Source organism: Thermus composti (assembly GCF_014647535.1).
Classification (GTDB): domain Bacteria; phylum Deinococcota; class Deinococci; order Deinococcales; family Thermaceae; genus Thermus; species Thermus composti.
Window position 1 is genome coordinate 77,942 of the sequence record NZ_BMPJ01000007.1, and the last position, 11,290, is coordinate 89,231.

General features: G+C 68.1%; 13 protein-coding genes and 1 tRNA gene. 9 read left to right on the plus strand and 5 right to left on the minus strand.

Going from position 1 to position 11,290, the window contains the following annotated elements; translation table 11 throughout:
• Window positions 1-43 precede the first annotated feature (43 nt).
• The 3 genes from IEX93_RS04095 to IEX93_RS04105 are packed head-to-tail and all read left to right on the plus strand — an operon-like array spanning window position 44 to window position 1,904.
• A complete protein-coding gene (locus tag IEX93_RS04095; RefSeq protein ID WP_188846768.1) occupies window positions 44-664 on the plus strand; it encodes a 50S ribosomal protein L25 in 621 nt (206 codons plus the stop codon).
• A gap of 45 nt (window positions 665-709) precedes the next feature.
• Entirely contained in the window at window positions 710-1,291 is a 582-nt protein-coding gene (pth, locus tag IEX93_RS04100) for an aminoacyl-tRNA hydrolase (protein ID WP_188846769.1), read from the plus strand.
• A 7-nt stretch (window positions 1,292-1,298) separates the two neighbouring features.
• Window positions 1,299-1,904, plus strand: a complete 606-nt coding sequence (locus IEX93_RS04105) for a YkgJ family cysteine cluster protein (protein WP_188846771.1) — start codon at window positions 1,299-1,301, stop codon at window positions 1,902-1,904.
• 22 nt (window positions 1,905-1,926) lie between these two features.
• On the opposite strand, the gene IEX93_RS04110 is transcribed toward IEX93_RS04105, so the two are convergent.
• The 3 genes from IEX93_RS04110 to IEX93_RS04120 all read right to left on the minus strand — a co-directional run bounded on the left by IEX93_RS04110 (window position 1,927) and on the right by IEX93_RS04120 (window position 3,911).
• A tRNA-Ser gene (locus IEX93_RS04110) sits at window positions 1,927-2,018 on the minus strand.
• The gene (gene tilS, locus IEX93_RS04115; protein ID WP_188846778.1) at window positions 1,997-3,526 is read right to left on the minus strand and encodes a tRNA lysidine(34) synthetase TilS; all 1,530 of its coding nucleotides are present in this window, start codon (window positions 3,524-3,526) and stop codon (window positions 1,997-1,999) included. Before tilS ends, IEX93_RS04110 begins: the two co-directional genes overlap by 22 nt.
• Window positions 3,513-3,911, minus strand: a complete 399-nt coding sequence (locus IEX93_RS04120; protein ID WP_188846780.1) for a putative iron-sulfur cluster-binding metallochaperone — start codon at window positions 3,909-3,911, stop codon at window positions 3,513-3,515. Before IEX93_RS04120 ends, tilS begins: the two co-directional genes overlap by 14 nt.
• A gap of 17 nt (window positions 3,912-3,928) precedes the next feature.
• Here IEX93_RS04120 and IEX93_RS04125 point away from each other — a divergent pair, with 17 nt between their 5' ends.
• Window positions 3,929-4,135 (plus strand): CDGSH iron-sulfur domain-containing protein, encoded by a 207-nt coding sequence (locus IEX93_RS04125; protein WP_188846782.1) that lies wholly within the window; start codon window positions 3,929-3,931, stop codon window positions 4,133-4,135.
• Here the strand turns inward: IEX93_RS04125 and IEX93_RS04130 are convergent.
• Entirely contained in the window at window positions 4,129-5,202 is a 1,074-nt protein-coding gene (locus IEX93_RS04130; RefSeq protein WP_188846783.1) for a radical SAM protein, read from the minus strand. The genes IEX93_RS04125 and IEX93_RS04130 overlap by 7 nt on opposite strands.
• A gap of 18 nt (window positions 5,203-5,220) precedes the next feature.
• Here IEX93_RS04130 and IEX93_RS04135 point away from each other — a divergent pair, with 18 nt between their 5' ends.
• Genes IEX93_RS04135 through wecB form a run of 4 tightly spaced genes read left to right on the plus strand, consistent with a single transcriptional unit; the run spans window position 5,221 to window position 8,899 of the window.
• Complete coding sequence (locus IEX93_RS04135) at window positions 5,221-6,060, plus strand: phosphotransferase (RefSeq protein ID WP_188846785.1); 840 nt, start codon at window positions 5,221-5,223, stop codon at window positions 6,058-6,060.
• A gap of 10 nt (window positions 6,061-6,070) precedes the next feature.
• A complete protein-coding gene (gene upp / locus IEX93_RS04140; protein WP_188846787.1) occupies window positions 6,071-6,697 on the plus strand; it encodes a uracil phosphoribosyltransferase in 627 nt (208 codons plus the stop codon).
• Window positions 6,684-7,784 carry an MraY family glycosyltransferase gene (locus IEX93_RS04145; RefSeq protein WP_188846789.1) on the plus strand — a complete coding sequence of 367 codons (1,101 nt, stop codon included), beginning with the start codon at window positions 6,684-6,686 and terminating at the stop codon, window positions 7,782-7,784. Before upp ends, IEX93_RS04145 begins: the two co-directional genes overlap by 14 nt.
• Entirely contained in the window at window positions 7,781-8,899 is a 1,119-nt protein-coding gene (wecB, locus tag IEX93_RS04150; protein WP_188846791.1) for a non-hydrolyzing UDP-N-acetylglucosamine 2-epimerase, read from the plus strand. Before IEX93_RS04145 ends, wecB begins: the two co-directional genes overlap by 4 nt.
• Here wecB and IEX93_RS04155 read toward each other — a convergent pair.
• On the minus strand, window positions 8,874-10,070 hold the full coding sequence (locus IEX93_RS04155) for an MFS transporter (protein ID WP_188846793.1): 1,197 nt from the start codon (window positions 10,068-10,070) through the stop codon (window positions 8,874-8,876). The genes wecB and IEX93_RS04155 overlap by 26 nt on opposite strands.
• A 67-nt stretch (window positions 10,071-10,137) precedes the next feature.
• On the opposite strand from IEX93_RS04155, the gene IEX93_RS04160 reads away from it, so the two are divergent.
• Window positions 10,138-11,290, plus strand: a 1,153-nt coding sequence (locus IEX93_RS04160) for a site-2 protease family protein (RefSeq protein WP_188846795.1), incomplete at its 3' end; no start/stop codon positions are given.

The following is an 11,290-nucleotide window of genomic DNA, read 5'->3' on the forward strand; positions in this document are numbered from 1 at the left end:
TCTTCGTGTGCCCCTAAAGGGGCAAGGGTCCACGGAGGAAACCATGGAGTATTACCTCAAGGCCTACTACCGGGAAGGGGAAAAGCCCAACGCCCTAAGGCAAGCGGGCAAGCTCCCCGCGGTCATGTACAACAAGCACGTGAACCGCAAGATCTACGTGGACCTGGCGGAGTTTGACAAGGTCTTCCGCCAGGCCTCCATCCACCATGTGATCGTCCTGGAGCTGCCCGACGGGCAGAAGCTTCCCACCCTGGTGCGCCAGGTGAGCCTCAACAAAAGGAAGCGCCGCCCCGAGCACGTGGACTTCTTCGTCCTCTCCGACGAGCCTGTGGAGATGTACGTGCCCCTGCGCTTCGTGGGCACGCCCCAGGGGGTGCGGGAAGGCGGCGTGCTCCAGGAGATCCACCGGGACATCCTGGTCCGGGTCTCCCCCCGGAACATCCCCGAGTTCATTGAGGTGGACGTCTCGGGCCTGGGCATCGGGGATAGCCTCCACGCCTCCGACCTCAAACTTCCCGAGGGGGTAAAGCTGGCCATGCCCCCCGAGGAGACCATCGCCGCCGTGGTGCCCCCCGAGGACGTGGAGCGCCTGGCGGCCGAGGCCGCGGAGGCGCCCGCCGAGCCCGAGGTCATCAAGAAGGGCAAGGAGGAAAAGGAGGAATAACCCCCTTTTCCCTCCTGGGGAGGCGCCCGCCTCCTCGCTTTTGCCATGTTCTTGGTGGTAGGACAGGGCAACCCGGGGCCGGAGTACGAGAGGACCCGGCACAACGTGGGCTTCCAGGTCCTGGACCGGCTGGGCCTCCCCTTTAGGCGGGAGGGGAAGGCCCTTTTGGCCCGGGCCCGGATCGGGGCGGAGGAGGGGTTTTTCCTCAAGCCCCTCACCTACTACAACCTCACCGGGGAGGCGGTGGCGCCCCTCGTCCGCCAGCACGGGATCCCCCCCGAAAGGATCCTGGTGGTCCACGACGAGATGGACCTGCCCTTAGGCCGGCTCCGGCTGAAGGCGGGGGGAAGCCCCGCGGGCAACCGGGGGGTGGCCTCCATCGCCCAAGCCCTGGGCACCCTGGACTTCCACCGCCTGCGGATCGGGATCGGCAAGCCCCCAAGCAAGGAGCTGGGCGCCGCCTACGTCCTCTCCCCCTTCGCCCTCGAGGAGCTTCCCCTGGTGGAACGGGTCTTGGAGGCCGCCAAAGAAGCCGTGCTCTGCTGGGCCGAGAAGGGGCTTCCGCCCTGCGCCAACCGCTACAACGCCCTAGACCTGCGGACCCTTGACCCCAGGCGGGGCCTTTAAGGCGGCGATGACCCCGGAAGAAGCCTGGCGCGCCTTGGACCAGGACCTGGCCGACTACCTGGCGAGGAAGGGGGTTGCGCCCTCCTGCCGGGCAGGGTGCTTCGCCTGCTGCTATGGCCTCGTAAGCCTCTCCCGCCTCGAGGCCAAGGCCCTCCTTCCCCACCTCACAAAGGCGCAGAAGGCCCGCCTCCTGGAGGAAGGCCCCAGGCGGCTTGCCCTCCTGGCCCAGGGCAAGGACCAGGAGGACTTCCCCAGCCGCTTTTTCCGAAGCCGCACCCCCTGCCCCCTCCTGGAAGGAGGGCTTTGCGGGGTCTACGCCCATAGGCCCCTCGCCTGCCGGGGCCTCCTCACCCAAGGAGATCCAAGCCTCTGCGCCCCCGAGGCCAAGGCCCCCAAGGGGCACTTCCTCCCCGTCCCCTGGCGCATGGCCCGCCTCAGGATGGAAGCCCTCTGGGAAGAGGAGCAAAGGCGCTTCGGCTTCCTGGTCTTGGGGGAGCTTGCGGGCCTCCTCTACCTCCTCCTCACGGGCCTTCCGGAGGACCGCCCGGGGGTGGAGGCTAAGCTTCAGGCCCTGGGGGTCCTGGGGGGGCGGTGGGGGTTTCAGGTGGTCTAAAAAAAAGGCCCCTTAGGGCCTTTGGCGGAGGGGGCGGGATTCGAACCCGCGGTGCCCCGGAAGGGGCACACCGGTTTTCGAGACCGGCCCGTTCAACCGCTCCGGCACCCCTCCCTGAGCCGGGCGAAGAAGTCCCTTAAGAGCTTAGCACACTCCCCTTCCCGGACGCCACCCAAGACCCTGCCCCGCACCCCGAAGCGGGTCAGGGCCCCCTCCTTCAGGTTTTCCGCCCCGTAGACCACCTCCACCCCCGCTTCCCCCAGGGCGTGCTGGCACATGAGGCAGGGCTCGAGGGTCACGTAAACCCGCCCGCCCCGCGCCTCCTTCCCCGCCTCCCTCAAAAGGAGCATCTCCGCGTGGGCCGTGGGGTCCCCCGTGGCCTCCACCCGGTTGTGGGCCCGGTAAACCCTCTCCCCCACCGCCAAGACCGCCCCCACGGGCACCTCCCCTTGGGCGAAGGCCTTCCGGGCCTCCTCCAGGGCGAGCCCCATGAGGCGCTCCGCCTCCGAGGGGGGATAGAGGCCCAAGACCTCCACCACCCGGCTTCCCTCGGCCCGCACCGGCCAAAGCCCCTTGAGCTCCTTGGGCACCCCCTTTTCCGCCAGGAAGTCCAGGAGGCGCTTCTGCCCGAAGGGCATGGCCAGGAAGTCCCCTGGCTCCGGGCGGCGGAAGCCCGGGGGGAGGGGAAGGTGGGGCTTCGGAGGGATGAGGAAAAGGGTCCCCCCCTTCCTCCGGGCCAGGTGCCCCTCGGGCAGGGTGGCCGCCTGGCCCTTTAAGGCCCCTTCCAAGAGGGCGATGAGCCGGGCCTCGGGCCTTAAGCCAAGCCCCTCCAGGACCTTCCTCAGGGCCCTATGGCGGAGGGCTTGCGGGGCGTGGAGGAGGGGGGCCACCCGGTAGGCGGGGATGAAGAAGCGGGGGTCGGGGAGGAGCCGGGCCTCGGCCACCGCCTCCAGGTGGCGGTCCTCCGCCTCCCGCACCCCGGCGAAGCGGGAAAGGGCCTCCCGGGCCCGGGGGAAGCGGGCGAGGATCAGGGGAAGGACCACCAAACGGAGGTAGTTCCGGTCCCAGGCGAGGTCCTGGTTGCTGGGGTCTTCCCGCCAGGCCTCCCCCAGGGAAAGGAGGTAGTCCCGCAGGGCCTCGCGGCTAAAGGGGAGGAGGGGGCGGGCCACGAGGCCCTCCTTTTCCCGGATGCCAAGCCCCCGGGCGGTGCCCTGGAGGAGCTTTAGGAGGACGGTCTCCGCCTGGTCGTCCAGGGTGTGGGCGGTGAGGATGGCCTTAGCCCCCACGGCCTTGGCCACCCGGTGGAGGAAGGCGTAGCGCACCTCCCGGGCCAGGGCCTCGAGGTTCTCCCCCCTCTCCTTGGCGATCCTTCCCACCTCCACCCGCTCGGCGAAGAAGGGGAAGCCGAGCCTTTCCGCCAAGGCCCGCACGAAGGCGGCGTCCTCGGCGCTATCCGGCCTTAGGGCGTGGTCCAGGTGGGCCACCACCCCCTTCCTCCCGGCCCGGCGCACCAGGTGGGCCAGGGCCACCGAGTCCCCGCCCCCCGAGACCGCCAGGACCAAGGGGTCCTGGGGGGCGAGGCGGTTTAGGCGCTCCCGGAAGGCCTCCTCAAGGGGATGCAAGGGCCTCCACCTCCGCCCGCAGGGTGGCAAGGCAGCACCGCCCCCGGGGGTTACGCACCTCGCAGGCGCACCGCCCGGCCCTCACCCCCTCCTCCACCTGGGCCACGGGATCCAGCCCCCGGGCCAGGGCCTGGCGGAGGGCCTCCCGGGTCCAGTCAAAGCAGTAGCAGATCCAGGAAGCCCCCTTGTCGTAGACGGGAAAGCGCACCTCCTCTTGGGTGTAGACGCCCTCCGGGCCGTAATAGACCACGGGGCAGGCGGGGTCCTGGCAGAGGTAATGGGGGCTTTGGGGGTCCAAGCGGGCCAGGGCCTGGCCCGTGAGGAAGTTTTTCACCGTCTTGAGGGGCACTAAAAGCCCTTCCCGGCCGTTATTGGGGCAGACCATACCCTTATGCTAAGGCCATGGGACTCCGCTTCCGGGAAGACGGGCCCTACGTGCTGGACCTGCCCGAGGGGACGGCCTTCCGCTGGAACGGTGAGGGAAGGCGCCTAGAGAGGGCCAAGCTCGCCCTTTGCCGCTGCGGGCACTCCGGGGAGAAGCCCTTCTGCGACGGCACCCACAAAAGGATGGGCTTCCGGGCCGAGGCTGGGGCGCTTGAGGTTCAGTAAAGGAACTCCCGGATCTCGTAGCGGGAGGCCCTAAGCCCTAAGCGGCGCACCGCCTGGGCCCAGGCTTGAAGCGCCTCTTCCAGCTGGGGCAAGGGCTCTAGGCCCAAGGCGGCGTAGGGGGTTTCGGGGTGCTCATGGAAGGGGGAGAGGTAGACCACGTCCTCCTTCCCTAGGGGAAGCCGGGAGAGGAGGCGGAGGCTATCCCGGAAGTGGGCCTCGGCGAAGGCCTTTCCCCCCGCCCCCACCATAAGGATCACCCCCACGCTAAGCCCCGCCTCCTTGAGGGCCCGGACCAAAGGAAGGGCCTCCTCGGGGTGGCCGGGCTTCTGGAGGAGGGCGAGGAGGGGGGCGTGCCCCGTCTCCAGGCCCAGGTAGACCCGCCTTAGGCCAAGGCCGTAAAGCCTCCGCCACCAGGAGGCCTCCTTCTTGGCCCCGCTGAAGAGGTCCAGAAAGCCCAGGATGGGCTCCCCGGGAAAAGCCTTCCCCGCCACCTCTAAAAGGGGGATGAGGGGCGCTCCCAGGGCCAAGGCGTTCCCGTCCGCCAGGAAAACCCCCCGCCTAAGGAGAAGCCCCTTGCCAAGAAGCTCCCGCACCCGCTCCACGTGCTGGGCGAAGGCCTCGAGGGTGCGCTTCTGGAAGGGGCGATCCTGGTAGAAGCTGCAAAAAGCGCAGCGGTTCCAGGTGCACCCGGTGGTGGCCTGGAGGACCACGGAAAGGTAAGCGTCGGGGGGAAGGATGCTTATGGGCCAGGCGTAGGCCCTCCGGTAGGGGGTGGGGTCAAGAAGGGCCTCCGGGGTCCAGCGGAGCACCTCCTTCCGCCTCTTTGGGTCTTGCAGGTGGGCCTCGGCCAGGTCCAGGATCTCCCGGTAGACCCCAAGGGCCTCCTCGGAGGTAAGCCTTCGCCGCCTCCTTTCCCCTTCCCGGTAGCGGAGGTGGAGGCTCCCGTCCAGGGCGCGCTTGAAGGTCTCCCCCTCGCGGAAGTAGTGGTAGGGCCTCCCCTCCCGGTCAAAGGAGAGGACCCTCCTCCCCAGGGAAAGGACCGTGGCCTCGGGCCGGAGGAGTTCCATAAGGCTAGAATAAGCCCCGTGGCGCTTTCTGCCCTAAAGGGCCTCCTCTCCGCGGAAACCCTCGCCCGCCTCACCCCCTTAGGGGGGTTTGAGGCCCGGGTTTATACCGACGGGGAAAGGGTCTATAAGGTCTATAGGCCCGAAGAGGCCCACCTGGCGGGCCTCGAGGCCCGCCGCATGGCCCGGGCAGGCTTCGGGGGCCTGGTCCTTGCCGTGATCCAGGGAGAAAATGGGGGCATCCTCGTCACCCGCCGCTTCCCCGGGAAACCCTTCTCCCCCGAGGCCTTTACCGCGAAAACCCTCGCCGCCCTCTCCCACCTCTTCCTCACCCTCCACCGCCTGCCCGAGCCCGGGAAAGTCACCCAAGAGGAGCTTCTTTCGCGCCTGGAACGCTTCGCCGAGAGCCTCCATGATCAGCCGGAAGCCCTCTCCTTGATCCAAGCCCTGAAGCGGGAGGTGGGCCTCGCCGCTGGGGTGGAACGCCGCTTTTGCCATCGGGACGCCTGGGCGGGAAACCTCCTCCTCAAAGCGCCGGAGGCGGAAGGCCCCGAGGTCTTCCTGGTGGACTGGGTGCGCTCCGGGGGAGACGATCCGGCGCGCGACCTCGCCCTCCTGAAGACGGGAAGCCTAGACCTCCTGGGGGAGGAAGCCGCCCGAGAAACCCTTTTCCGCATCGCCCGCTTCTACCCCAAGGAGATCCGGGAGCGCCTCGCCTTCTACGTTCCCCTTACCTACCTCCACGACCTCCACTGGTTCCGGACCAAAGAACCGCAGGGCTTCCCCCAGGCCCTGAAGGAAAAGCTCCCCAAGGCCCTCGCCTTCTTCCGGGACTTCTTCCCCCGAAGGGGGGCGTGGTAGGCTCTTGCCGATGAGGATCACCCTGGTGGACCACCCCCTGGTCCAGCACAAGCTGGCCCACCTCCGGGACAAGCGCACCGGCCCCAAGGACTTCCGCGGGCTCGCCGAGGAGATCGCCATGCTCATGGCCTACGAGGCCATGCGGGACCTGGATCTGGAGGAGACCACGGTGGAAACCCCCATCGCCCCCGCCCGGGTCAAGGTGCTCTCCGGAAAGAAGCTTGCCCTCGTGGCCATCCTGCGGGCGGGGCTCGTGATGGTGGAGGGGATCCTGAAGCTCATCCCCCACGCCCGGGTGGGGCATATCGGCCTCTACCGGGACCCCGAGTCCTTAAACCCCGTGCAGTATTACCTGAAGCTTCCCCCGGACATCGCCGAGCGGCGGGTCTTCCTCCTGGACCCCATGCTGGCCACGGGGGGAAGCGCAAGCCTCGCCCTTTCCCTCCTCAAGGAAAGGGGGGCCACGGGGGTCAAGCTCATGGCCATCCTGGCCGCCCCCGAGGGGCTTGAGCGCATCGCCAAGGACCACCCCGAGACCGAGGTGGTGGTAGCGGCCATAGACGAGCGCCTCAACGAGCACGGCTACATCGTCCCCGGCCTGGGCGACGCCGGGGACCGGATCTATGGCACCAAGTGACCTGCTGGAGTTCCTCCACCGCCTGGGCGTGGCCAACCCTTACGGTCGGGGCTGGCTTACCGTCCTTCTCGTCTTCTTCCTGGCCCTCCTCTTCACCTGGCGCTTCCTGCCCCACGTGCGCCGCTTCGCCCTGAAGGTGGGCTGGGCCGACCTGCCCAACGAGCGCAGGCTCAACCGGGAACCCTTGCCCAACGCCGGGGGGCTTGCCGTCTACGCCGGGGTGGTGCTCGCCCTGGTGGCGGCGGCCTTCTTAAGGCCCATCCTGGTGGAAAGCGTCCTCATCCAGGTTCTCGCCATCCTCTTGGGCGGGGCCTGGCTCGTGCTGGTGGGCTTCATTGACGACCAGTTCGGGCTTCCCCCCCTCTTCCGCCTCTTCGTCCAGACCCTCGCCGCCCTCCTCCTCGTGGCGGTGGGGGTGCGGTTTGAGGCGGCCTTCGGCACCCCCTTGGACCCCGCCTTGGGGCTTTTCCTCACCTGGCTTTGGGTGGTGGGCATCACCAACGCCCTAAACCTCATGGACGGCCTGGACGGCCTCGCCGCCGGCGTCGCCTACATCAGCGCCATAAGCCTCCTCTTCGTCTCCGCCCAGTTCCCCTTTTGGGCGGCGGGCACCCTGGTCCTGGCGGCCCTGGCGGGGGCCGCCTTGGGGTTCTTGCGCCACAACCTCCACCCAAGCCGCATCATCCTGGGGGACGCCGGGGCCTACTTCCTGGGCTACACCCTGGCCGCCACCGCCCTCCTCGGCAACCTCAAGCTCACCACCTTCCTCGGCCTCCTCCCCCCGGCGCTTTTCCTCCTCCTGCCCATCCTGGACACCACCCAGGTGGTGGTGCGGAGGCTCCTCAGGGGCCAAAACCCCCTTTCCACCCCGGGCAAGGACCACATCCACCACCGCCTCCTGGCTCGGGGGCTTTCCCAGAGGCGGGTAGCCTTCCTCCTTTGGGGGGTCGCCCTCCTCTTTAACCTCCTGGCCATGGTCTACTTGAGGATGCCCTGGGAGGCCATCCTGGCAAGCCTTCTCGCCACCCTCCTAGGGCTTGGCTGGGTCACCTACCGGCGGCTTAGAGCGCTATGGAGGGGGGAATGAAGCGGGTCGTCCTCGCCTTCGGCACCAGGCCCGAGGCCACCAAGATGGCCCCCGTGTACCTGGCCCTCAAGGAGGTCCCGGGGATCAACCCCTTGGTCCTCCTCACGGGCCAGCACCGGGAGCAGCTGCGCCAGGCCCTTAGCCTCTTCGGGATCCAGGAGGACCGAAACCTGGACGTGATGCAGGAGCGCCAAACCCTTCCCGACCTGGCGGCACGGATCCTCCCCCAGGCCGCCCGGGCCCTGAAGGAGATGGGGGCGGACTACGTCCTGGTCCACGGGGACACCCTCACCACCTTCGCCGTGGCCTGGGCGGCTTTTCTGGAGGGGATCCCCGTGGGCCACGTGGAGGCGGGCCTGAGGAGCGGCAACCTCAAAGAGCCCTTCCCCGAGGAGGCCAACCGCCGCCTCACCGACGTCCTCACCGACCTGGACTTCGCCCCCACCCCCCTCGCCAAGGAAAACCTCCTCAAGGAGGGGAAGCGGGAAGAGGGGATTTTGGTCACGGGGCAGACCGGGGTGGACGCCGTCCTCCTGGCGGCGAAGCTGGGGAAGCTTCCCGAAGGGCTTCCCCCGGGGCCCTACGTCACCGTGACCATGCACCGGCGGGAGAACTGGCCTATTCTGGCCGAGCTGGCCCGGGCCCTAAAGCGGGTGGCGGAGGCCTTCCCAAGCCTCACCTTCGTCTACCCCGTGCACCTGAACCCGGTGGTGCGGGAGGCGGTCTTCCCCGTGCTCAAGGGGGTGGAGAACTTCGTCCTCTTAGACCCCCTGGAGTACGGCCCCATGGCGGCCCTCATCCGGGAAAGTCTCCTCCTCGTCACCGACTCCGGGGGACTTCAGGAGGAAGGGGCGGCCTTGGGGGTGCCGGTGGTGGTCTTAAGGAACGTGACGGAAAGGCCTGAGGGGCTAAAGGCCGGGATCCTGAAGCTTGCGGGCACCGACCCCGAGGGGGTCTACCGCACGGTGAAGGCCCTTTTGGAAAGCCCGGAGGCGCTTGCCCGCATGCGCAAGGCCAAGAACCCCTACGGGGACGGGAAGGCGGGCCAAAGAGTGGCCAAAGGGGTGGCCTGGCGGCTTGGCCTTGGACCTAGGCCTGAGGACTGGCGTCCTTAGGCCAGGGGCGGAGCTGGTAAAGCCCCACGACAAGGACGGCGCTTCCCAGGAGCAAGGTGGCGAGCCGCCCGCCCAGGAGTTCAAAGAGGAGGCCGGTGAGGTAGGCGCCCAGGGGCCCCGTGCCCAGGATCACCAGGCTGTAAACCGCCATCACCCGCCCCCTTAGGCGGTCGGGGACGGAAAGCTGCACCAGGGTGTTGGCGTTGATGAGGACGGAGATCATGCCAAACCCCCCGAGGGCGAGGAAGAAAGAGACCCAAGGGAGCTGGGCCAAGAAAAGGCCCAGGTGGGCTAGGGCCAAGGCGTAGACCCCAAGGAGCAGGCGCGCGGGCCGAGGCCTGCCCGTAAAGGCCATGATCAAGGCGGCCAGAATCGCCCCCACCCCCACGCTGGAGAGCAGAAACCCGTAGCCCGTGGCGGAGAGCCCCAAGACCAGCCGGGCGTAGGCGGGCACCAGGGTTTGGAAGTTCATGCCCAGGAGGCTAGCGAAGAGAACGAGCCCCACCACCCGCCGCACCAAGGGATGCCCCAGGACGAAGCGCACCCCTTCCAAAGCCTCCTGGAGGAACCGACCGTCTCCTTCCTCTTCCCGAAGGCCCGGGGGGATTTGGCGGAGGACGAGGAGGAGGGGGAGGAAGGAGAGGGCGTTGGCCAAGTAGGCCACCCCCACCCCGTAAAGGGCGATGAGAAACCCCGCCAGGGCGGGGCCTAAGAGGCGGCTTGTGTTGAAGCCAAAGGAGTTAAGGGCGATGGCCCCCGGGTAGCGCTCCCGCCCCGCCAGCTCCACGGTGAAGCTCTGGCGAACGGGCTGGTCCATGGCGTTTAGAGCCCCGTAGAGGAAGGCGAAGACCAGAAGGTGGCCATAACGCACCCATCCGGTGAAGACGAGAAGGGCCATCAAGAGGGCCAGGACCATCATCCCCCCCTGGGTGAGGAGGAGGAGGTTGCGCTTGGGGTAGCGGTCGGCCAAGACCCCGGCGGGCAGGGAGAGGAAGAGGGAGGGGAGGAACTGGAGGGCCACCACCAGCCCGAGCCGCTCGGCGCTTCCCGTGAGGAGCAGGACGAGCCAGCCCTGGGCCGCGGCCTGCATCCAGGTGCCCAGCTGGGAGGCGAAGAGGGAAAGCCAGTAGCTCCGGTACAGGGGGTCCTTGAGGAGGGCGAGCGCCAGCACCCTTCCATGCTAACCCTGACTGACCGGTCATTACACCCCGCCGGGCCCCGGGCGCCTATACTGGGTGGTGTTCCAGCACGGAATCTACCTCCTACGCCTGGCGGGGATCCCCCTTTACCTGGACCTCTCCTTCCTCCTCATCCTCCCCTTTTGGGCCTGGTTCATCGGGCAGAACCTGCCCCAGTACCTTGGGCTTTTCGGGCTCCCCCAGGACCCCAGGCTCTTGGAAGGGCCCTGGCCCTGGGTGCTCGGGCTTCTTGCGGCCTTAGGGCTCTTCCTCTCGGTCCTCCTCCACGAGCTAGGGCACGCCCTCACCGCCCGGCGCTACGGCGTGAAGACCCGGCGCATCACTCTCTGGCTTTTGGGCGGGGTGGCCCAGTTGGAGAGGATCCCCCGGGAGCCCGCCAAGGAACTGGCCATCGCCTTGGCGGGGCCTGCGGTGAGCTTCGCCCTGGCCCTGGGGTTCCACCTGCTGAAGACCCCACAGGGGGCCTGGGGGTTTCTAAGCCACTACCTCTTCCTGGTCAACCTGAGCCTGGGGCTTTTCAACCTCCTCCCCGCCCTGCCCCTGGACGGCGGGAGGGTCTACCGGGCCCTTCTCGCCCTGAGGAAGCCTTACCTCCAGGCCACCCGGCAGGCAGTGGCCCTGAGCGGGGCCTTGGCCTGGGCCCTGGGGCTTTTCGGGCTTTTGGTCCTCAACCCCTTTCTGATCCTTATCGCCTTCTTCGTTTACATGGCCTCCCGCGCGGAGGCGGAGGCCACCCTGCTCTTTCAGGCCCTGGAAGGGCTTAAGGTGCGGGACCTCATGACCCGAGACCCCATCACCCTCCCCCCCGATACCCCCGTGGCGGAGGCCCTGCGCCTGGCCCTTCTCTACAAGGTCTCCGGCTTCCCCGTGGTGGAGGAAGGGAAGGTTTTAGGGGTGGTGGGCCTCGAGGGCCTGGAGGGGGCAAGCCCCCTGGACCCCGTGGCCCGCCATCTCCAGCTCCCCCTCCTCCTCTCCCCCGAGGAGGAGGCCCTTACCGCCTGGGAGCGGATGGCGGAACGGGGGTACACCCGGGCCCTGGTGGTGGAGGGGGACCGGCTTATCGGCGTCCTCAGCAAGACAGACCTCCTCCGCGCCTTCCAGGTGCGGCTTCTAGGGCTTTCCCCAGGACTTTACCCACATCTCCGTTTCGTGGTAAATCTCCCCTTGCGGGCGCAGCCCGTATCTGGTACCG